We start from the raw sequence: 20,738 nt of genomic DNA, 5'->3' as shown, positions 1-20,738 counted from the left end.
TGTCCGTGGCTATACCGCTCTACCGAAGTCGAGCGGCGGCCAGGTTGCTATTGGTTAGAGCCGGCTTGGGGAGGCGCGATGGGCGGCGTCGCTGGCCTGTGGCTGAGGAATGGTTGAGCCATCCTGCGGCGTGACAGGGAACAGCGCATTGATCTGCCCAGTGCCTGAGGCGGCGAAGTAGGGCGTCAACACTTCGGCCTTACCGTCGTATTTCGACCAGCCTAGAGCGCCCATCAGCATGGCGGTGTCATGCATAAAGCCTTCGCCATGACCTTTGGCCGCGTACTCCGGCAGCATGCCGCAGAAGGTTTCCCATTCGCCGTTCTGCCACATTTTGACAACCCGCTCATCGAGGGTTTCCAGGAAGGGGCTCCAGATCTTGGTGGCGAACTCCGGCGCTTGGCCGTTTTGGGCAAAACGGTGTGACAACGAACCGCTGGCGAGAAACGCTACCGTGCCATCGTAGTGCTCTTCCACGGCCTTACGCATGGCCCAGCCAAGGCGGGCGCTGTCGTTAAGAAAGTGCGATGTGCACAGCGCCGAAACCGAGATGACTTTGAAGTGCTGGTCGGCGTTCATGTAGCGCATAGGCACTAGGGTGCCGTATTCCGGTGCCAGGGTCGTGGCCGAGTGGGCCATGGTTTCCACACCGAAGCGGTTGCACGCCTCAGCCAGAATCTTGCCCAGCTCCGGGTTCCCTGGGAACTCGTATTCCATGTTGCTGATGAAGTGCGGCAGTTCGTTGCTGGTGTAGCGCCCTTTGAAGTGCGGGCCGCAGAGCACGTGATAATTGGCGTTGACCAGCCAGTGGGTATCGAACACGACAATGGTGTCTACGCCCAACTCACGGCAGCGGCGGCTGATTTCGATATGGCCGTCGATGGCTGGCTTGCGAAAACCCTGATTCGGGCCAGGCAATTCGGATACGTACATCGACGGAACGTGGGTGATTTTGGCAGCCAGAGCGAGTTTGCCCATGATAATTCTCCAAGCGCGGCCCAAAGGGCCTGGGTTCTTGTGATTGGTCTGCACGCAGGAAGCTGGCGACTCGTACCGGGTTATAAACCCGGCCGAGTCACTCTTGCGAGCCGGCCGTTACACGCCCCAACGGGGAATATGGTGGCTGCCCATGGAAATACACACGTTCTTGATTTCAGCAAACACTTCGAAGCTGTATTCCCCACCTTCACGGCCGGTGCCCGAGCCTTTCACACCACCGAACGGCTGGCGTAGATCGCGCACGTTCTGGCTGTTGATAAACACCATGCCGGCCTCAATGCCGCGTGCCAGGCGATGAGCTTTGCCGATGTCCTGGGTCCAGATGTAGGACGCCAGGCCGTACTCGGTATCGTTGGCCAGGCGCAGCGCTTCGGCTTCGTCCTTGAACTTGATCAAGCACACCACCGGACCAAAGATTTCTTCCTGGGCGATACGCATGCGGTTGTCGACATCGGCAAATACCGTAGGCTGAATAAACTGCCCCTTGGCCAGATGCGCGGGTAGGTTGGCTGGACGCTCCAGACCGCCTGCCAGTAGATTGGCACCTTCTTCGATGCCGATCTTGATGTAGCCGGTGACCTTGTCGTAGTGCGCTTGGGTGATCATTGAGCCGACTTGAGTTTTCGGATCCTGAGGGTCACCAACGATCAACCGCTTGGCACGTGCCGCAAACTCGGCGACGAACTGGTCGTAGACGGTTTCCTGAATGAAGATGCGGCTACCGGCGGTGCAGCGCTCGCCGTTGAGCGAGAAGATGGTAAACAGTGCCGCGTCCAAGGCGCGGTCAAGGTCGGCATCGTCGAAAATCACCACTGGCGACTTGCCGCCCAGTTCCATGGAGTACTTCTTCAGGCCGGCGGTCTGCATGATCTTCTTACCGGTGGCGGTGCCGCCTGTGAAGGAGATCGCGCGTACATCCGGGTGGCGAACCAGGGCATCACCGGCAGTCGCACCATAGCCTTGCACAACGTTGAGCACGCCTGGCGGAATGCCGGCTTCCAGAGCCAGGCGGCCCAGCTCGTTAGCGGTCAACGGCGACAGCTCGCTCATCTTTAGTACCGCCGTGTTGCCCAGCGCCAGGCAGGGCGCGGTCTTCCAGGTGGCGGTCATGAACGGCACGTTCCACGGTGACACCAGGCCACATACACCGACCGGTTGGTAAAGGGTGTAGTTGAGCATCTGGTCGTCGACCGGGTAGCTGTGGCCGTCCATGCGCGTGCAGACTTCGGCGAAGAAGTCGAAGTTGTGCGAGGCACGTGGGATCAGCACGTTCTTGGTCTGGTGGATCGGCAGGCCGGTGTCGAGGGTTTCCAACTCAGCCAGCTGCGGTACGTTTTGCTCGATCAGTTCGCCCAGTTTGCGCATCAGCTTGGCGCGTTCTTTGGCTGGTGTGTTGGCCCACTTGGGGAAGGCTTCCTTGGCTGCCGCGACAGCTAGGTTGATTTCATCCGCGCCACCGCTGGCGACTTCGCCGATGGCTTCACCAGTAGCAGGGTTGAAGTTGGTGAAGGCGTCTTTGCTTTCGACTTCCTTACCGTTGATCCAGTGCTTGATCATGCTCGTGGCCTCTTATTTTTTTACTTGCCGCGGGCGGCAAAGAATTCAGTTTCGCTAACGATGCGGTTGACCAGGCGGCCAACGCCTTCCACTTCCACCACCACTTCATCGCCTGGTACCACGTCGGCCAAGCCTTCCGGCGTGCCGGTAGCGATCATGTCGCCTGGTTGCAGGGTCATGAAGCTGGAGAAGTATTCGATCAGGTAGGGGATGTCGAAGATCATGTCGGCGGTGCTGCCTTCCTGCTTCAACTCGCCGTTGATCCAGGTGCGCAGTTTGAGCTTCGAGGGATCTGCCACGTCGTTGGTATCGACGATCCACGGACCGATCGGGGTGGTGCAGTCTCGGTTCTTAACGCGCAGGTTGGGGCGGTAGTAGTTTTCTAGGTAGTCGCGGATCGCGTAGTCATTGCAGACGGTATAGCCCGCGAGATACTGCAAGGCATCCTCGCGTTTGACGTTGCGTGCCGGCTTGCCGATCACGGCGACTAGCTCGCACTCGTAGTGCATGTACTTGACGTTGTCTGGACGCCAGGTGACCTGATTGTGGCCAGTGTAGGCGCCGGGAGACTTGATAAAGGCCAGTGGCTCGGTGGGTGCTTTGAAGGCCAGCTCGGCAGCATGGTCGGCGTAGTTCAGACCCAGGGCGAACATGCTGCCTTCGGCAGGCGGCAACCATTCGACGTCTTGCTCGGCGAGTAGGCGGCCATCGGCAAGGCGTACGGCATTGTCATCTTCAACGGTGACGTTGTGGGTCTCACCCTGAAAACGGATACGGGCATATTTCATCAGAGTGCTCCCTCGGCAACCACGGTATTGGTGAGCCGGCCTAAGCCGTCGATCTCCACTGCGACGATGTCGCCAGGCTGGACATCAACGCGACCTTCAGGGGTGCCGGTGATGAGTACGTCGCCTTTGTGCAGCGTCATGAATTCGCTCAGTTCGGCGATCAGTTGTGGGATGTTTCGCACCCAGTTTGCGGTGCTGTTCTCTTGGCGCAGTTCACCGTTTACATACAGGCGGATACCCAGCACGTTTGGATTGCTGATTTGACTGGCGGGTACAAACTCTGGGCCGATGGGGCAGAAGCCATCACGGCACTTGGCCTTAACGGCCGGGCGGTAGTAGCTGTCTTCTGGGAGGCTGAACTCGTTGACGATCAGGTAGCCGGCAACATGCTGCATGGCGTCTGCTGCGCTCACACGGCTGGCATCCTGGCCGATTACCACGCCAAGGGCTGGGCCGGGCTGCAGGTGTTCGACACCGGCAGGGAATACCACTGGCTGGTCGTTGCCGTTGCGAGTGTTAGATGTCTTGATAAAAAGCACGGGTTTGATCGGGGGCTTTTGATAAGGCGGCTGCTCGAATGCTTCCAAGTGGCTTTTCAGCAGTCCCTGGTAGTTCAGGGCAACGCCGAACAGGGTGCCGGCAGCAACCTTCTCTAAGGCAAGGCTCATCGGGTGTTCTCCAATCACAGTGAGAATCACCGCTGTGCAGCGGTGATTAATATATTAATGATATAATTAATAGGTTAACGATTGTCAAGAGAAGCGGCTTTTCGATCAGTTTATTAGGTGGGGTCGACAGCTCTAAGAGCACCTATGATGCGGGCTGTAGTTCAGGGCTGAATGGCTTTTACGGTTTTTGAATTGCACTTTTCATGGCCTTTTTCGCCCGTTTTCAATAGGCCTAGCTTAGAGCTGGTCGCCTAGAAGGGCTTGCCTATGCCTGCACGGCGGCATGCTTCTGGCTGCCACCAGAACCCTGGCAATTGACCACAGGCGCGCGCTTGTGCAGGCTGAAAAGTGATACCGTTAATCTATTCACAACCGTCTTAAAGTCGAAGCCCACTATGCCTGTTGTTACCCGACCATCCCTGACCCTGACTCTGCTCCAGGCCCGCGAGGCCGCTATGAGCTTCTTTCGCCCGCTACTCAACCAACACGGCTTGACCGAACAGCAGTGGCGGGTGATTCGCATCCTGCGTCAGCACGGGGAAATGGAGAGTTATCGTCTGGCTGAACTCGCTTGTATCCTCAAGCCGAGCATGACTGGTGTGCTCAGTCGGCTTGAACGCGACGGTGTTGTGGCGCGCCGCAAGCCGCCGCATGACCAGCGCCGGGTCTATATCGATCTCACCAAGCATGGGCACGAGTGCTTCCTCTCGATGAGCGGTGACATGGAGGATAATTACCGGCGCATCCAAGCGCAGTTTGGTGAGGAGAAGCTTCAGCAACTGCTCGGGCTGCTCAATGAACTCAAGCAGATCAAGCCCTGAGTTTGATTGGCTGCGGCTAATCAGTAGGTTATTACCGAGAAGCGGGGCGGCTCATGCGCGACCAGCAACCCATCCCCAATATCAATATTGGTCAGGTCTATGACCAGCGTTACGCCGATGCCGATGTGCATTACGAGGCGCTCGGCAAACTGGCGGATTTCTTTGGGCGTAACATGCCGGTGCACCGGCATGACCGCTTCTTTCAGGTGCATTACGTCAAGAGCGGCGTGGTTCGGGTTTACCTGGATGACCAGCGTTACCAGCAAGAAGGCCCCATGTTCTTCCTCACCCCGCCGACCTTTGCGCATGCGTTTGTGACCGACGCAGATAGTGATGGTCATGTGCTCACGGTGCGCCAGGAGTTGATTTGGCCGCTATTGGAAGGGCAGCAAGGGCTGGCTCAGGGCCCGCAGATTGCCCCGCTATGCGTGGCAATCTGCGAGATTGACGCGCAGCATGAGGCCGAGGTGACCCGTCTCAACCTTCTGTTCAACGAACTGCGCAGCGAGTTTGCCGATGATCGTCCGGGGCGAGCGCTGAGCCTAGTAGCGCTGACTCGCTTGATCTTTATCAGCTTGCTGCGGTTGTCGACCCGCTCGATCCTGTCGCAGCCGGCGCGCCGCGAAGACTTGCTGGTTTTTCAGCGTTTCAATGCCCTTATTGAGGCCAATTACCAAGCGCACTGGGCCTTGGGCCGCTATGCCGAACAGTTGGGCGTGGCCGAGGCGCGCCTTAACGATATCTGCCGGCGTATCGCCGACCTGCCGTCCAAGCGCCTGGTGTATGACCGTCTGATGCAAGAGGCTAAGCGTCTGTTGCTGTTCACCGGTAGTTCGGTCAACGAGATCTGCTACCAACTGGGCTTTACCGATCCAGCTTATTTCAGTCGTTTCTTCACGCGCAATGCTGGCATCACGCCGGGAGAGTACCGCCAACGCAATCCAGCGGACGATTAATCAAGTAAATCTTGCGACGTAGGGGCAATCGATGCGCAAAATTTTTCCGATTTTGAAATAGGCCAATAGAATCGCGTAAACAAAGCGGTCAAGTTTGGGCTTAGCTGTTCCAATGGTGTGCACAGAATGTCCATGGCTCAGCGTGATGGAGCGGCGCTCAGCATGCTGTCAGAATAAAGCTATTTACTCGCCTGTAATGTTCGCCAAACACAGAGAGAGCAGAGTCCTAGCGCTGACTCCCTGTGTGGCGAGTTAATCAGTAATTGAAGCCATTGGCCTTGGCTGTTTCCTCCAGCGCTTTTGCCAGATGATTTCCATCGATCCCTTTCTCCGCGGACTCTGCAATCCAGCGCTGCCGAGCCGTGTCAGCTGCTGCTCTCATTCGCTGATAGTCATCAGCAGTAATGGTGGATACGCTTGCGCCAAGATCGATGGCTATCTGGCGTGCTCTGTCCGCCTCCTTATCCCAGCTGGCACCAAAGGTTGTAGATAGCTCTAACCCACTGTTTCGGTCGATTATCTCGCGCAGGTCATCTGGCAGGCTTTCGTAGCGTTTCTTGTTCATCAGGAAGCTGAGTAAGGTGGTGGAAAAAATGGGCTGCCCTGCTTGCGGTTCAGAGTGGTGGCGAGTGATTTCTTCAAGCTTCAGCGCGGGAATCACTTCCCAGCCTACCAGTGCGCCGTTGATAACACCTTTTGATAAGGATTCGGTCAACTGAGCAGGGGGCATGCTCACCGGGGTTGCTCCCAGGGCGTCGAGTAGGCTGGCGGTCATGCGGGTCGAGGCACGTATTTTCTGGCCTTTGAATTCCGATAGCTTGGTAATCGATGCGCCGACGTTGTGCAGTTGCATGCCTCCGTCACTATGTAGGGCGAGCACCTTGTAGTCGCTGTAGTCGTCCTTCAGTGTTTTTTCGTAAAAATCCCATATGATTTTCGAGCCTAACTCGCCGTTGGCGGGCAGCATGAACGGGAGTTCTACGGCTTCGCTGCGAGGAAAACGGCCAGGTGAATAGCCCGGTGCCGTCCAGACGATGTCGGCAATGCCGCGGCGTACCTGGTCAGGCAGTTGTGACGGGATGCCGCCAAGCTGCATGGACGGATAGATCTGGCAGCGGATGCGGTTATCGGACTGCTGATTAAGCCTAGTACACCACGGCTCAATCACGTTGCGTTGGGCGTTGGATAGCGCAGGTAGGAAGTGCGCAACTTTAAGGGTAACTGTTTCAGCAGCCTGGATGAGTGGGGTGGCGAGTAGCAGGCTGAGAACGAATATAGGTTTAAGATTTTTCATGGCTGTTCCTTGTTATTATCGTGACTTGCAATAAGCGTATTTGTTGCACTGCGCATGGCATTTAGGCGACTTCTCGACCGTCCTTCTGGGCTGCTTCTTCGGTGGCGCGACGTTTGAGGTAGATGCGCATAGCGACGGCTGGTGCATCGCTGGCAACGGAAATCTCATAATAATTTTCGTCAACGTTTTCCAGTACTGCTTCGAGTGCGCCGAGCCCCTCAACATCTTCCTGGAAGGCCGCGAACAGGCCTTCGTGCATAAAGTGCCCGAGTGCTTGATTGGTCAGGTCGAAATCGCGCCCGTGGATAATGTGGTAGTGCATCGTGTTCTGAGTCTCAGGAGTCAGAATATGTGCCGTGTGGATTCTGAACACCGGGCGGTTTTCTTCCGCAGTAGCGGTGTCATAAAAACTCACGCTGACACGGTGCAAGCCTGGGGAAAGAAATTCCGAGGTGGCGATCCGCGCAGCGGTAGGCGTTTCAATGCCGGTTGACTTTGCCCATACGGGAGACAGAGTGGTGGGCAGCACATTGCGCACCAGTTTGTAGTAGCCATCTTGTAGGTCGGTTTCGAATGGAGCACTGGCGTAATCAGGGGTGCCGATCGTGTTGGCGTGGAGAAACGACAGGTGCGTCAGATCGAGAAGATTTTCGTGCATGCTGACGTAGTTGCCGGGATGGTGGAAATACCCGGATGTGCATTCCCACTCCGGACTTTGTGTCCAGGGTTGATCTGGCAATGTTGACTCATCGGCAAGCGCAGGGTCGCCCATCCAGATCCATACCAGCGGACCGCGCGTCACTAACGGGTAGTTGCGGATGCCGATGCCTCGTGGGCAGGCTTTCTGCGAAGGTGTTTCGATTAGGTCGCCCTGTTCGTTGTAGCGAAAGCCATGGTAGTTACAGACGATGGTGTCGCCGTCGAGGGTGCTTTTCGAGAGGGGGAAGGAGCGATGTGCGCAGCGATCGTCCATGGCGACGGCCTTGCCCGCCAGGGTGCGATACATCAGGACGCGTTTGCCAAGGATTGTACGGGGCAGCAGTTCACGGCCGATGTCATGGGTGAATGCCGCTACGTACCACTCGTTGAACACGAAAGGGGTGTTTCGGTCGGCCATCCGCGCAGTTGCTTTGCGTGAGCCAATGATGAGATTGTTTAAAGGCAGAGTCATTTTTGTTGTCCTCCATCGCTTAGCGGGCCGTTATGGCGGCCGTTGGGTTATAGGTTGAGTTCGAGAGACGGCGTAACGGCTCTTGAAACGCAGATGAGCATGCTTTGGTTGCTGGTACGCTCCTCATCCGAAAGCACCAGGTCGAGGTGTTCTGGTGTGCCGCTACAAACGGCTGTTTCGCAGCTGCGGCAAATGCCCGCTCGGCACGACCAAGGCACCTCCAGACCATGACTTTCGAGCGTTTCCAGGATGCTTTGCTGCGGTGGGACACGCAGCACTTTGCCGCTCTTGCGCAGTATTAGCTCAAAGCCCTCGTCGGCTGAATGAGCCTGCGGCAGGGTCTCAGGTGGGGAGAACCATTCGAAGTGCAAACGGTTGCTGACGGCCTTGCCCGCTGTAAGTAGGGCTTGCATCAGAGAGTCTGGTCCACAACAAAACAGGTGTTCGTCGGCAGCCAGTGACGCGATGAGCGCCTGGTGGTCGAGCCGCCCCCCGGACTCCTCGGTGAAGTGACACTGCACACGCTTAGTGCTCAGTGCCTGCAGATCTTCGTAGAACGCAGCGCGGTGGCTGCTGCGGGCGGTATAGATCAACCGCCAATCCTTACCCTGCGTTACGCACCAGCGGATCATCGACATCAGTGGTGTGATACCGATGCCGCCCGCCACAAAGCAATAGCATCCTGCGGTATCAGCTAGCGCAAAGTTGTTACGCGGTGCGCTGCTTGTGACCATATCGCCTTCGCGAAGGCTACTATGGATGTGTTGGGAGCCACCACGGCTGTTGGCAGCCAGACTGACGGCAATCAAGTAGCGGTTACGCTCGCTAGGATCGTTGAATAGGGAGTAGTGACGCCGGTGGCCACCCGGCAGCCTCAGTTCCAAGTGTGCGCCTGGGGTGAACGCGGGCAGTTCGGCTTGCTGAGGGTCGTTTAGCTCGATTGAAAGGATGCCCTTCGCTTCGGCGCGGATGCGGTTTACCCTGAGTCGTAGGGTCTCGTTAGTGTGTTTCATTGTTATTGTCTGCTTGGCTAAGGGTCGTATCCAAAGCCTACAGTCTTCAGGCAAACTCTCTGTCCTCCCTGAGGATGACAGGCGTATCCGAGCCGGGCTGGCTAGAATTCTCGAAAATAATAATTAGCGACGAGATCTACTGATGATCAGTGTATGGAAACCTTTCGCCCATACGGTTCAGCCCGAGCTGCAGGGGCTTGTTGACCTGACCTCGATCATGGGCAGTGACAGGTTTTCCTCGTCACTGCTCGACTGCCTAGGGCGCTGGGTGCAATCACAGCACTTCAGTGTGCTGCGTATGGACAAGCGCCAACCACAGATGCTGCTAGCCGGCACCCTCCACCGTGATCCTGACTTGGTGTGGCGTTGCTGGCAGGCCTACGCACGGCAATTCCATCAGCATGATGAACTCTATTCGCAGATGCTCAAAACTGATCAATCGCGAGGTGCTTTGGTTGGTCACTTACTTGCTGAAGACATCGAGTTTGCGCCCTATCGCCAAGACATATACCTGCGTAATGGGATGACCGAGCGACTGTCTGGCCTTACTTGGGATGATCAGCAAAACCCAGTGTTCTTCAATCTGTATCGACACAAAGAGATTGGCTATTTCTCCGACCGAGAAATAGCTGCTTTCGAACAGCTAACGCCAGCGCTGATTCAGATTGTACGGGGCCATATGGCGTTATCGTCGCCACGCAGGAGTAATGCGAATGAGCAGCGATCACGTCTGGTTCGTCACGCCCCGACCCTAACAACCAAGGAGCTGGAGGTGTGCGAGCGGCTCCTGCAGGGGATGACCCATGCCGGAATCGCCGCTCAGTTAAACGTGAAGGAAACCACAGTCAAAACCTACCGTAACCGGGCGTTCGCTCGATTGGGTATCAATTTCCGTAGTCAGCTATTTGCGCTGATGCAGGAATGATCTGCAGCATAGAGAGCGTTCGGCTGTGTTGTCAGTATCTCAGTGTTGGCTGCGCTTTGGTGGGCGCTGCGAGCGGGGAGCAATGCGCGGCCGATGCCAGGTTAGCCTCCTGCTTATGGCGCGTATTGGTTCCTCTCACCTCAGCAATACGCTGCGCGCGAGCCGATATCTAAGCGATATCGGCTGAGCACTGAAATGGATTGTTTACCTGCTTACCAAAGTGCAAGTGTGTAGCCAAGGATCAGGCGGTTTTCATCAATGTCGGTCTTCAGGCCATCGCCCGAGCGGAAGCTAACGTTGCGCATGCGAATGTTGAGGCCTTTCAGTGTGCCTTCCTGAAGGGTGTAGACCAGGTCGCTATCGCGCTCCCACTCGCGGCCATCATGCACGTTACCTTGCTCGATATTCCTACCGCTGGTGTAGCGGGTCATGAACGCCAAGCCCGGAATACCCCATTCGGCGAAATTGAAGTCATAGCGTAATTGCCAGGCATCGGTCTCAGCCTTAGTGAACGTGTTGTAGGTCACCAAGTTGACTGAGTACGGGTCACCGCCACGCAGGAAGGGGAAGTTTCCGTCTCCGGACAAGCGTTGCAGTGCTGCGCCAAATTTATGCGAGCCGCTGCTCAGTGTGAGCATGCCATTGAAGAAGTCGTTATCGATTTTCCCGGTCAGGCGGTTGCCGCTGTCGGTACTTTTGAAATAACGCAGGTCGGTGCGCAAGCTCATGTCTTTTGGCAACTGCAACACGTGCACCAGGCCCACGAAGTGTTGCCGATAGATGTCCTGAAGGTCGCCATAGTAGTAGCTGGCGGTGAGCTGCGGGTTGATTGCGTAGGAGCCCCCGGCAAAATCGAAATGGTCGCTATCGGCGCCGGCGTAACCGATATCGTCCTGGTTACTTGAGTCTCGGTAATTGGCTTTGGTGATACGCCCAGCGTTGAAGTCGAGACCTTTAATTTCCTTCGAGTTGAGCATGCCGCCACTGTAGGTGCTGGAGAGCAGGCGGGTGTCGTTGTACTGCACGACCGGTAGCGTCGGTTGCAGGGTGCCGAGCAACAGTGTGCTGTTGGCGAGGCGTGCTTTGGCGGTAAGACCTAGCTCGCTGTAGTCATCAGCGGGCGTGCCGTCACGGTCGACGGCCAAGACGCCAGTGCCGCTGCGACCCTTACCCGAGTCGAGCTTGACGCCCAGTTGAGCCAGAGCATCCACGCCGAAACCTACCGAGCCATCGGTAAAACCGGATTTATAGCGCAACGTAAAGCCTTGGCCCCAGTCCTCTTGGGTTTCGCCACTGTTCGCCTGGCGGAAATCACGGCTCATGTACATGTTGCGCAGCTCTATGGCCGCAGTGCTGTCATCGATGAAACCGGCCATGGCAGTGGCGCTGGAGCCACAGGCAAGCGTCGTGATCAGGCAGGGAAGTAGGTGCTTGGAGGAGGGCGGCCGAGTCATTATTTTTATTCCTTGATTGGCTTTTTGGGTGACCGCTGTGTGGCGGTCGGCGGCTGTTTTATAGCTAATCATTAACAAATTAACAACAAGGCTTTTGTCTTAAATCATCATTTTCATCACCCGTGATGAGTCGCTAATGAGCGCATTTATTTATATAAGTAATTGAAATTATTAGATAAATATTTTTATTTGGCGTCTTTAAATTAAGCCGATTGATGCTGTTTAGATAATCGAGGTTGACAGATTTTGACAAAAGGTTAACTTATTAATCATGCGAGTTGCTCTAGCCTATCCAGGCATCCCACTGCATCTGGCAATAAAAACAATACGGGACCTAAAGCGATGAAAACCCTGAAAATTGCAGCGCTGTGTGTGACCTTTGGTTGCGCGATCAATGCCCATGCCGAAACTGTCACCCTGAAAATTGCCCACTTCCTGCCCGCCAACTCCAATGCACACGCCAACGTCATCGAACCGTGGTGCGCGCAGTTGAGTGAAGAGTCACAAGGGCGTATCAAATGCCAGCTCTACCCCTCGATGCAGCTAGGGGGAACACCGGCAACGCTGGCCGACATGGCACGCAATGGGGTGGCCGATATTGTCTGGACGGCTCCCGGTTACTCTGCTGGCAAGTTCCCACGGGTTGAAGCGTTAGAGTTGCCGTTCCTGCTGCCTTACGGGGGGATGGCCGGCAACGAGATCATCTGGAACTACTACGAGCAGTACGCTCAGGATGATTTCAAGGACTACAAGGTCCTGGCGCTATTCGGTGATGGCGGCATGGATGTGCATACGCGCAATAGTCCGATCAAGACTCTGGCGGATTTCAAGGGGCTGAAGCTGCGCGCCTCCGGTCGGACTATCGCCAGAACGATCGAAAGCTTGGGCGCAACGCCGGTCAGCATGCCGCCCGCGCAAATGACTGAAGCGATCTCTAAAGGTGTGGTCGATGGTGCCGTTGCCACCTGGGAGGTGGTCGCGCCGACCAAGCTTGACGAAGTGACGAAGTTTCATAGCGCGGGTGATGAGGGGCAACCAGCCTTCGGTTACACCGTGCTGAGCATGTTGATGAATAAGCGCAAGTACGATCGCATGCCCGATGACCTCAAAGCCATTCTCGACCGTAACAGTGGCAAGGCGCTTTCCTTGCGCTTTGGCAAAGCTTGGGACGTGGAGAGCGCAAAGGCGCGTGAGTCTTCTGCGCAAGGCAGCATCGTGGCTATCACCGCGTCTGATTATCAGGCTATGCAGCAGGCTGTTGCGGCAGTCCCCGAGCAGTGGGCTGAGGACGCTACCAGCAAGGGGCTTGACGGTAAGGCGCTGCTGGACGGTGTGCGTAGCCTCTCTAGCGTCAAGCAGTAACGCCCCATGAAAGAGTCTATTTCTTTCGAGTGCGTCGACCTGACGAGTCGCGGCCCGATGCGTCGTTGCCTAGAAAAGGTGGCGGAGCTGTTTGCTTTGAGCGGCGGCTTGATTTTGCTCGCGTTGGTGAGCATGTCGCTGGTTTCCATCATCGGCCGCAAGCTGCTATCGATGCCGATACGCGGAGATATGGAGCTGATGGAGGTTGGCGCAGCCGTTGCCATTGCAGCGTTCCTGCCTCTTTGTGAATTGCGTGGCAGTCACCTGAAAGCCGATGCCTTCACCTTGGCTGCACCAGAAGTGGTGCGGCGCTTTTTGGATGGCCTGGCGCATGGGTTCTGCTGTTTGGCCGCGCTGATTTTGCTCTGGAGAACGACCTTGCAACTGCTGGATAACCGTGAATATGGCGATGTCACGACGCTATTGTCCATTCCGCTATGGACGCCTTTGATGCTGATCGTTTCCAGTCTGGCGCTGCTGGCCCTGTGTTCGCTTGCTCGTGTTATCGACATCATGCGCAAGCCTGGAGTTGAGTCATGAGCGGCTTAGCGCTTGGCCTTATCGCCATCTCGGTCACTATGGGTATGTTGGTGTTGCGCATTCACATTGGCGTCACCATGTTGGCCGGCGGCGCACTCTGTTATTGGGCGGTGAACGATGGCGATTTCAACGGGTTGTTGTTTACCCTGAATAACCTTGCTTACTCGCGTCTGTCCAATTACGACTTGGCAGTGATTCCACTGTTTGTCTTGATGGGCCAGTTTGCCACCCATGGCGGTTTGTCTCGGGCAATCTTTCGGTGCGCGGCAGCCTTTGTCGGGCATTTGCGCGGTGGGCTCGGTATCTCGGCGATAGGTGCATGTGCTGGGTTCGGCGCGATTTGCGGGTCGTCCCTCGCTACGGCAGCAACCATGAGCCATGTCGCCTTGCCCGAGTTGCGCCGGCATAACTACTCGGGGCGTCTGGCCACCGCGACCGTTGCGGCTGGCGGCACGCTGGGTATCCTGATTCCACCATCGGTGCCGTTGATCATCTATGCGGTATTGACTCAGGAGTCGATTGCCAAACTGTTCGTTGCGGCGGTTGTTCCGGGAGTCCTTGCGGTACTCGGCTACATGATCGTGCTGCGCATCATGGTGGCTCGCGAGCAGGGCGGTTGCGATACGCCGGAAAAAGTCAGCATGGCTGAGCGCATTAAGGCGTTGGTGAAAATCATCCCTGTGATCGGCGTGTTTCTGGTGGTGATCGTTGGGATCTACGGTGGCTGGGCCAACCCCACTGAAGCCGCCTCGATCGGCGCGGCAGCCTGTGGGATTCTTGCCGTGCTGCAGGGTGGCATGCGCTGGTCGGGGATGCGCATGAGCTTGCTGGGCACCGCCGAAACCACGGCGATGATCTTTCTGGTGCTACTGGGTGCCGATCTACTCAACTCCGGCTTGGCGCTCACGCAGATGCCGATTGAGCTGATGGAGTGGGTCAAGAGCGCTGGCCTTGAGCCGATGCTGGTGCTGGTTGCGATTCTCCTGCTGTATCTGGTGCTGGGCTGTGTGATGGACTCGTTGGCGATGATCCTACTGACCATCCCGATCTTCTATCCGATGATCATTGGCCTGGATTTCTATGGCCTGGATGCGTCAGAAAAATCCATCTGGTTCGGCATACTGGCATTGATGGTTGTGGAGATCGGTCTGATCACGCCGCCTCTGGGCATGAATCTATTCATCGTCCAGCGAGTGGCGGGTGATGTGCCGTTTATGGAAACCGCCCGTGGCGTTCTGCCGTTCCTCGTGTCCGACCTGCTTAGAATCGTGCTGCTGGTGCTGTTCCCGGCCATAAGCCTGTGTCTACTGAGTCTATAAAGCTGGGAATGGGGTCGCCTGCGGGCGACCCCATTATTTTTTACCTGGAGTGTTGTTGATGTCGGCAGTCAGCCAACCACGGTTTTTGATCGTACTGCTGGCGGTGTTGGTGGCCTTCGGTCCGCTGTCGATTGATATGTATCTGCCCAGCTTGCCACTGATTGCCGCCGATCTGCAGGCCAGCGAGCAGCAGATACAACTGACTATCAGCCTGTTTCTTGCTGGTTTTAGCCTAGGCATGCTGTTTTACGGACCTTTGTCTGATCGCTTTGGCAGACGTCGACTGCTGCTGGCCGGGATTGCTTTGTACATGCTGGCCAGCTTGGGCTGTGCTACGGCCAGCGAGCCGGGCCAACTGGTTGGCTGGCGTTTACTGCAGGCATTGGGCGGGGCGGCGGCTTCGGTACTGGCGCGGGTTATCGTGCGTGATTTGTTTCCACTCAATGAGGCGGCGCGGGTGCTCTCGTTGATGCAGCAGGTGACGATGATCGCCACCTTGGTCGCGCCAGTGCTGGGCGGCTACCTGATGCTCGTAAGCAGTTGGCGAATGCTGTTTATTGCTTTGTTGGGGTTTGCTGGCCTGTGCCTGTTGCTGGTACTGCGCTATATACCGGAGACACACCTACACACGTCACGAGGCACTTCACTTGCGAGCGCCTTTAAGGCCTATGTCGATATCGCCCGTAAACCGCAGGCGCTAGGGTACATCTTGTGTATGGGGATGACGTTCGCAGGGATGTTTGCCTTCATCACCGCGTCGCCCTTCATCTATATCCAGTATTTCGGGATTTCTCCCCAGCATTACGCCTGGCTGTTCGCCCTGAACATTGCCGGGATCATGAGCATGAGTTTTATCAATGCGCACTTGGTGGGCCGGCTTGGCTCCCAACGCATGCTCGACTTTGGCGTCAGTCTTGCGGCGTGCTCTGGCGTCGCGTTGCTACTGTGTACGGCTGGTGCGGTGGGTGGTTTTCCTGCGCTGGTGCTGTGTCTGCTGCTGTTTGTCAGCGTTACAGGCTTGATTGCGGCGAACTGCTTGGCTTGTCTGATGGCTATTTTCTCGCGCCAAGCGGGTGCGGCAGCGGGGCTCGCAGTGGCCATGCAGTTCGGTTTCGGTACCTTAGCCAGCAGCCTAGTCAGTGCGCTGTACGACGGCAGCCCTTGGCCGATGGGGCTGGTTGTCGGTGTTGCCGGCATTGGTGCCTTCCTGGCTTTTCGGCTTACGCGCGTTTGAGGCGGTGCGCTGCCCAGGCGACATAGGCGAGCAACAACGCCCCCGCCCCCAATAGCGCACTAGGCGCGCCTAAATGGGCGGCAATCAGGCCGGCAAGCAAACCGCCGATGGCATCGAAACCGAAGCGGGTCGAGGTGTACAAGGCTACGACCCTGCCACGCAGAGCCTCGGGCGCATCACTCTGCAGCAAAATATTGGTGCCGACATTGCAAAGCGTGATGCCGAAGCCAAGCAGGGTCATGGCGAATAGCGAAAGCCATAACTGTGTGCTGACGGCGAACAACAGCATAGCCACCGCACTAACGGCTGCACTGGTAAGAATAAATTGGCGCAATGGTGACGTGCTGCGGTTGCCGGCCAGTACCAGGCTTGAGGCTAATGAACCGAGCCCGGCAGCGCCCCAGAGCCAGCCGAGGGTGCTGGCGTCTCCAGCAAAGATGTCCCGTGCGAATACAGGTAGCAGTACCACGTAGCTGGAAGCGGTCAGGTTGACCACCATCACGCTGAGCATCAACTGTTTTACCTGCGTGTTGTGCAATGCATAGCGCAGGCCCTCGCTGAACACATTGCGAAATGAACCACCCGCGCGCGGTGAGGGGAGTAGGCGCACGCAGCTTAAGCCGATCACCAAGGCTAGGTAGGACAGCGCGTTTAAGGTAAAGCAGGCCGCCTCACTGACCATTGCCAAGAGCAAGCCAGCAAGGGGCGGGCCGATAAAGCGGGACATAGTGAACAACGTGGCGTTGAGTGCCAGCGCGTTGGGTAGATCTTCCCGGTCGTCGACGAACTGGCTGAGTAGCGACTGACGCAATGGCGTGTCCACGGCATTTAGAACACCGAGAAGGGCAGCCATGGCCACAATCAGCGATGGCCCGATCAACGCCTCAGCGGTTAACCACGCGAGGATCAACGCCTGCAAAGCGAGTGCCGCCTCGACCACGATCAGCAGTCGGCGTTTGTCACGCCGGTCGATCCAGGCTCCGGCAAACGGGCCAACTAGCAGTTGCGGAATCAGCGCAGCGAAGGTGGTCAGGCCAAGCAGAGCGACTGAGCCAGTCAGGCGATAGATTAGCCAAGACAGAGCCACTTGCTGGATCCAGGTGCCCAGTGTGGAAATTGCATGGCCGATAAAATAAAGACGGAAATTGCGGTGGCGCAGGGCGCGCAAGGAGCGGGGCCAATGACGCATGGCGGGGTGAGTCCGGTGCCGTATGGAGGCGTTATGGTACTGGTTTCGTTGCTTTGTTAACAAAATATTCGCAGTGCTAAAGCTGTAAGTACCTTAAATGCATGCTGGGCCATGAAAAGTGCAATCGAGAGTTTGTAATGTCCATTTTTGCCATGGCTTTGGCTGCGCATAATCCATCTGTGAGTGCCGTGCGGGATCTTCTATCTCCCGTGTATCGGTCTACCAATGAGCAGCCTGCACGCAGGTCAGGCCACGCAAGCGAATATCTAAAAATAAGGTCGCAAGCAATGAAAAAGTCAATTCCTCTCCTTGAAGCGCTCAAGGAAATTCTTCCCGCTATCGCTGCCAATGCCGCTCAGGCCGAGAAGGACCGTATGGTTCCGGCCGAGAACATTGCCATGCTTAAAGGCATTGGCCTGCATCGTGCTTTTCAGCCAAAGGCTTTTGGTGGCTTGGAAATATCCCTACCGGATTTTTGCGATTGCATCGCTGTACTGGCCGGCGCCTGTGCGAGCACCGCTTGGGCTATGAGCCTGCTGTGTACTCACAGCCACCAATTGGCGATGTTCTCCAAGCAACTGCAGGACGAAATTTGGGGCGAAAACCCGGATGCCACGGCTAGCAGTTCCATTGCACCGTTTGGCAAGGTAGAGGAAGTTGAGGGCGGTGTTCTGTTCAGTGGTCAGATGGGCTGGAGCAGTGGCAGCGATCATGCCGAGTGGGCCATCGTTGGTTGCCGTCGCCCGAATGCCGAAGGTACACAGGATTATTGCTTCGCCGTGCTGCCGCGTAGCGACTACCAAATACTGGATGATTGGAATGCCGTTGGCATGAAGGGTAGCGGCACCAAGACGCTCTCCATTAACAATGTATTTGTGCCTGAACACCGCATTCAAAAAGCCAAGGACATGATGGAAGGCAAGTCCGCTGGTTTCGGCCTGTATCCCGACAGCAAGATTTTCTACAGCCCATATCGTCCGTACTTTGCCAGCGGTTTCTCGACCGTTAGCCTGGGTATTGCCGAGCGCATGCTCGAAGCTTTCAAAGACAAGACCCGCAATCGCGTTCGTGCCTATACCGGTGTCAATGTCGGTGCCGCTACTCCGGCACTGATGCGCCTCGCCGAGTCCACGCATCAGGTTGCCGCCGCCCGTGCTTTCCTGGAGAAAACCTGGCAAGAGCATGCCGAGCATGGTGAGCGTCATGAATACCCAAGCCGCGAAACCCTGGCTTTCTGGCGCACCAACCAAGCCTACGCCGTGAAGATGTGCGTACAGGCCGTCGACCGGTTATTTGAGGCCGCAGGCGGTACTGCCTGGATGGAAAGCAATGAGCTGCAGCGTCTGTGGCGTGACTCGCACATGACCGCTGCTCACGCTTACACCGACTACGACGTCTGCATGCAAATACTCGGACGTGAATTGATGGGGCTGGAGCCTGATCCAAGCATGGTCTAACGGACCAAACCACTTTCACGAATCGACCAGCCGGGTTCGCCCGGCATTGAGGACATCATGACTGACCAACAAGAAGCGGGCTTTGATCCGCGTGCGTTTCGCCGTGCCTTGGGTAATTTTGCTACAGGTGTGACCATCATGACCGCGGCCGTGGATGGCCGCAAAGTCGGGGTTACCGCTAACAGTTTTAACTCGGTGTCGCTGGACCCGGCGCTCATCCTCTGGAGCATCGACAAACGCTCCACCAGCTATGACGTATTCAACGACGCTAGCCACTTTGCAGTGAACATACTGGCCGCAGATCAGATCGATCTGTCCAACCAATTTGCGCGACCCAAGGATGACAAGTTTGCAGGTATTGAGCATGAGGAGGGCGTAGGTGGTGCGCCATTGTTTAGTGACTGCGCCGCGCGTTTTCAATGTGAGCTGCATCAGCAGATTGATGGCGGCGACCACTGGATTCTTATCGGTAAGGTTGTGGCTTTTGACGATTTCGGACGTTCTCCGCTGCTTTATCACCAAGGCGCGTACTCCATGGTGTTGCCGCATACTCGTATCAACCAGAAGGTAGAGGGAGGAGTAGCTTCCAGCGCTTTTCAGGGACGCTTGAGTGAAAACCTCTACTACTTAATGACTCAGGCTGTGCGCAGTTATCAAGCTGATTATCAACCCAAGCAGCTGTGCACCGGCCTTAGAACCAGCGAAGCTCGCATGATGATGGTGCTGGAGGGTGATTCGGGATTGGATACAGCAGCGCTGCAGCGCGAAGTGGACATGCCGCTGCGTGAGATCGAACAATCGATTGAAATACTCAAGCGCAAGGGGCTGGTGAGCGAAGGGGCCGCCGGGCATTTTCCGCTGACGCCGGCAGGTATCGAACAGACCGAAGCGCTATGGCGTATTGCGCTGGAGCAGCAGAACAGGGTGTTCTCTGACGTAAGTAGCGAGCAGTTGGAAACCTTTAAGATGGTTTTGCGCAAAGTTATTGCTCACTGCTAAGTACGTCAGCTCAAATATTGTTTAGCTTTACGGGCCTTTCGTTCGTATCAGAATGAATGGCCCGTTTGCTTCGTTGTTGTGACTTAGGCGATCAGTCCAAACTGCAGAATGCAGCCCTAGGGGCCATTCTGTTGGTGAAGAACTTTAGCGCCTGCTCCCACCTGAAAATCGAAGTACACCTCGTGCAACCGACGTCCTGTCGCCCTAGAACCTGCAGGTCCGTTAGATTTCTATGTGCCTGGTGTGCTGACGCATCTAGAGATGAACCAGTGATAGACCTGCACGGTTGATCTAGCATGCCCGCATGTACTGCAAGGCACGCACGTAACCGGCATCAACTGGTCGGTAAAATCTAGCACCTCCGGGCGCGGTGAAACGTCCATGCTTGATACAGCAGAGTCACTGCTGTGAACGCCCCGACCTCAATAACGGCACCGCCGTTGTACTGATGATTAGCGCTGCCAAAGCCAAGACACTCAACCTGCCGGTGCTGGCGAAGAGTGCTGCCTACGCCAATGCAGGTTTCGTCCATCGGCCCGATCTCTGCAACCAAGCGCTGCCTGCAGAAAGCGGGCTGGCAGCAGAGTGATCTGGCTCTGATCGGAGCCAACGAATCCTTCCGCCCAAGCCCTGCCTGGCTGCGAGGAACTGGATTGGGGCGCGGCCAAGACCAGCGTCAACGGCGACGTCATCGCCCGAGACCATCCAATCGGTGCCTCTGGCCGGGTCCTGGTTACTCTGCTGTACGAAATGATCGAACGTGACGTCAAGAAAGGCCTGGCCACTCAGGGCGGCGGCCAAGGCGTGGCCCTGGCCCTGGCCATTGAGTGCAAAGTCGATGACGTTGCAGGCGCTTATTGCGACGGCTGATACCAGCTAACGGTAAATGCGATTAACAGGGGGTGCCGGTCATTCGCTAGGGTGGGCATGCTCGCCATAATTATAAGGAAGGCTGCCCTATGAAGTGCTTGCTGTTGCTCCTTGCCATACGC

18 protein-coding genes and 1 pseudogene are annotated in these 20,738 nt (G+C 56.5%); 10 read left to right on the top strand and 9 right to left on the bottom strand.

Going from position 1 to position 20,738, the window contains the following annotated elements; genetic code table 11:
• Window positions 1-54 precede the first annotated feature (54 nt).
• The 4 genes from hpaD to VCA57_RS20595 form a co-directional block, all read right to left on the bottom strand.
• Window positions 55-978 carry a 3,4-dihydroxyphenylacetate 2,3-dioxygenase gene (gene hpaD / locus VCA57_RS20610; RefSeq protein WP_411187111.1) on the bottom strand — a complete coding sequence of 308 codons (924 nt, stop codon included), beginning with the start codon at window positions 976-978 and terminating at the stop codon, window positions 55-57.
• 117 nt (window positions 979-1,095) lie between these two features.
• Window positions 1,096-2,556 carry a 5-carboxymethyl-2-hydroxymuconate semialdehyde dehydrogenase gene (gene hpaE / locus VCA57_RS20605; protein ID WP_411187109.1) on the bottom strand — a complete coding sequence of 487 codons (1,461 nt, stop codon included), beginning with the start codon at window positions 2,554-2,556 and terminating at the stop codon, window positions 1,096-1,098.
• Window positions 2,557-2,576: 20 nt separating this feature from the next.
• Window positions 2,577-3,344, bottom strand: a complete 768-nt coding sequence (locus VCA57_RS20600) for a fumarylacetoacetate hydrolase family protein (RefSeq protein WP_411187107.1) — start codon at window positions 3,342-3,344, stop codon at window positions 2,577-2,579.
• Entirely contained in the window at window positions 3,344-4,012 is a 669-nt protein-coding gene (locus tag VCA57_RS20595) for a fumarylacetoacetate hydrolase family protein (protein ID WP_411187105.1), read from the bottom strand. Before VCA57_RS20595 ends, VCA57_RS20600 begins: the two co-directional genes overlap by 1 nt.
• Window positions 4,013-4,407: 395 nt before the next feature.
• Here VCA57_RS20595 and hpaR point away from each other — a divergent pair, with 395 nt between their 5' ends.
• Both hpaR and hpaA read left to right on the top strand, forming a co-directional pair.
• Window positions 4,408-4,833 (top strand): homoprotocatechuate degradation operon regulator HpaR, encoded by a 426-nt coding sequence (gene hpaR, locus VCA57_RS20590; protein WP_411187103.1) that lies wholly within the window; start codon window positions 4,408-4,410, stop codon window positions 4,831-4,833.
• Between the two features lie 53 nt (window positions 4,834-4,886).
• Window positions 4,887-5,789, top strand: a complete 903-nt coding sequence (gene hpaA / locus VCA57_RS20585) for a 4-hydroxyphenylacetate catabolism regulatory protein HpaA (protein WP_411187101.1) — start codon at window positions 4,887-4,889, stop codon at window positions 5,787-5,789.
• Window positions 5,790-6,045: 256 nt separating this feature from the next.
• Here the strand turns inward: hpaA and VCA57_RS20580 are convergent, their stop codons facing one another.
• The 3 genes from VCA57_RS20580 to VCA57_RS20570 form a co-directional block, all read right to left on the bottom strand.
• Window positions 6,046-7,083 carry a TRAP transporter substrate-binding protein gene (locus VCA57_RS20580; protein ID WP_411187099.1) on the bottom strand — a complete coding sequence of 346 codons (1,038 nt, stop codon included), beginning with the start codon at window positions 7,081-7,083 and terminating at the stop codon, window positions 6,046-6,048.
• 61 nt (window positions 7,084-7,144) lie between these two features.
• Window positions 7,145-8,254, bottom strand: a complete 1,110-nt coding sequence (locus tag VCA57_RS20575; RefSeq protein ID WP_411187097.1) for a Rieske 2Fe-2S domain-containing protein — start codon at window positions 8,252-8,254, stop codon at window positions 7,145-7,147.
• 47 nt (window positions 8,255-8,301) lie between these two features.
• On the bottom strand, window positions 8,302-9,267 hold the full coding sequence (locus VCA57_RS20570; protein WP_411187095.1) for a PDR/VanB family oxidoreductase: 966 nt from the start codon (window positions 9,265-9,267) through the stop codon (window positions 8,302-8,304).
• A 142-nt stretch (window positions 9,268-9,409) separates the two neighbouring features.
• Here VCA57_RS20570 and VCA57_RS20565 point away from each other — a divergent pair, with 142 nt between their 5' ends.
• The gene (locus VCA57_RS20565) at window positions 9,410-10,192 is read left to right on the top strand and encodes a helix-turn-helix transcriptional regulator (RefSeq protein ID WP_411187093.1); all 783 of its coding nucleotides are present in this window, start codon (window positions 9,410-9,412) and stop codon (window positions 10,190-10,192) included.
• Window positions 10,193-10,404: 212 nt separating this feature from the next.
• Here the strand turns inward: VCA57_RS20565 and VCA57_RS20560 are convergent, their stop codons facing one another.
• Entirely contained in the window at window positions 10,405-11,568 is a 1,164-nt protein-coding gene (locus VCA57_RS20560; protein WP_411187199.1) for an OprD family porin, read from the bottom strand.
• 420 nt (window positions 11,569-11,988) lie between these two features.
• On the opposite strand from VCA57_RS20560, the gene VCA57_RS20555 reads away from it, so the two are divergent.
• The 4 genes from VCA57_RS20555 to VCA57_RS20540 are packed head-to-tail and all read left to right on the top strand — an operon-like array spanning window position 11,989 to window position 16,101.
• Complete coding sequence (locus VCA57_RS20555; RefSeq protein WP_411187091.1) at window positions 11,989-13,008, top strand: TRAP transporter substrate-binding protein; 1,020 nt, start codon at window positions 11,989-11,991, stop codon at window positions 13,006-13,008.
• A 6-nt stretch (window positions 13,009-13,014) separates the two neighbouring features.
• Complete coding sequence (locus VCA57_RS20550; protein ID WP_411187089.1) at window positions 13,015-13,548, top strand: TRAP transporter small permease; 534 nt, start codon at window positions 13,015-13,017, stop codon at window positions 13,546-13,548.
• Entirely contained in the window at window positions 13,545-14,867 is a 1,323-nt protein-coding gene (locus tag VCA57_RS20545; RefSeq protein ID WP_411187087.1) for a TRAP transporter large permease, read from the top strand. The genes VCA57_RS20550 and VCA57_RS20545 overlap by 4 nt, the downstream gene beginning before the upstream one ends.
• A 58-nt stretch (window positions 14,868-14,925) precedes the next feature.
• Window positions 14,926-16,101 (top strand): Bcr/CflA family multidrug efflux MFS transporter, encoded by a 1,176-nt coding sequence (locus tag VCA57_RS20540; protein WP_411187085.1) that lies wholly within the window; start codon window positions 14,926-14,928, stop codon window positions 16,099-16,101.
• On the opposite strand, the gene VCA57_RS20535 is transcribed toward VCA57_RS20540, so the two are convergent.
• Window positions 16,088-17,290: an MFS transporter gene (locus VCA57_RS20535; protein ID WP_411187083.1), complete on the bottom strand. Its 1,203-nt coding sequence runs from the start codon at window positions 17,288-17,290 to the stop codon at window positions 16,088-16,090. The two genes, VCA57_RS20540 and VCA57_RS20535, sit on opposite strands and share 14 nt — an antisense overlap.
• A gap of 287 nt (window positions 17,291-17,577) precedes the next feature.
• Here VCA57_RS20535 and VCA57_RS20530 point away from each other — a divergent pair, with 287 nt between their 5' ends.
• From VCA57_RS20530 to VCA57_RS20520, 3 genes and pseudogenes are all read left to right on the top strand, one after another.
• Window positions 17,578-18,747 (top strand): p-hydroxyphenylacetate 3-hydroxylase oxygenase component, encoded by a 1,170-nt coding sequence (locus tag VCA57_RS20530; RefSeq protein WP_411187081.1) that lies wholly within the window; start codon window positions 17,578-17,580, stop codon window positions 18,745-18,747.
• A 57-nt stretch (window positions 18,748-18,804) separates the two neighbouring features.
• Complete coding sequence (locus tag VCA57_RS20525; RefSeq protein ID WP_411187079.1) at window positions 18,805-19,746, top strand: p-hydroxyphenylacetate 3-hydroxylase reductase component; 942 nt, start codon at window positions 18,805-18,807, stop codon at window positions 19,744-19,746.
• Window positions 19,747-20,167: 421 nt separating this feature from the next.
• A pseudogene (locus VCA57_RS20520) lies at window positions 20,168-20,616 on the top strand (acetyl-CoA C-acetyltransferase); the annotation flags it as partial.
• Window positions 20,617-20,738: the final 122 nt, after the last annotated feature.

Origin of the sequence: Pseudomonas sp., assembly GCF_046581935.1 — a bacterium.
In the GTDB taxonomy this organism is placed as follows: domain Bacteria; phylum Pseudomonadota; class Gammaproteobacteria; order Pseudomonadales; family Pseudomonadaceae; genus Aquipseudomonas.
The sequence above is the reverse complement of the archived record's forward strand: the minus strand, read 5'-3'. Positions and strand labels throughout refer to the sequence as shown.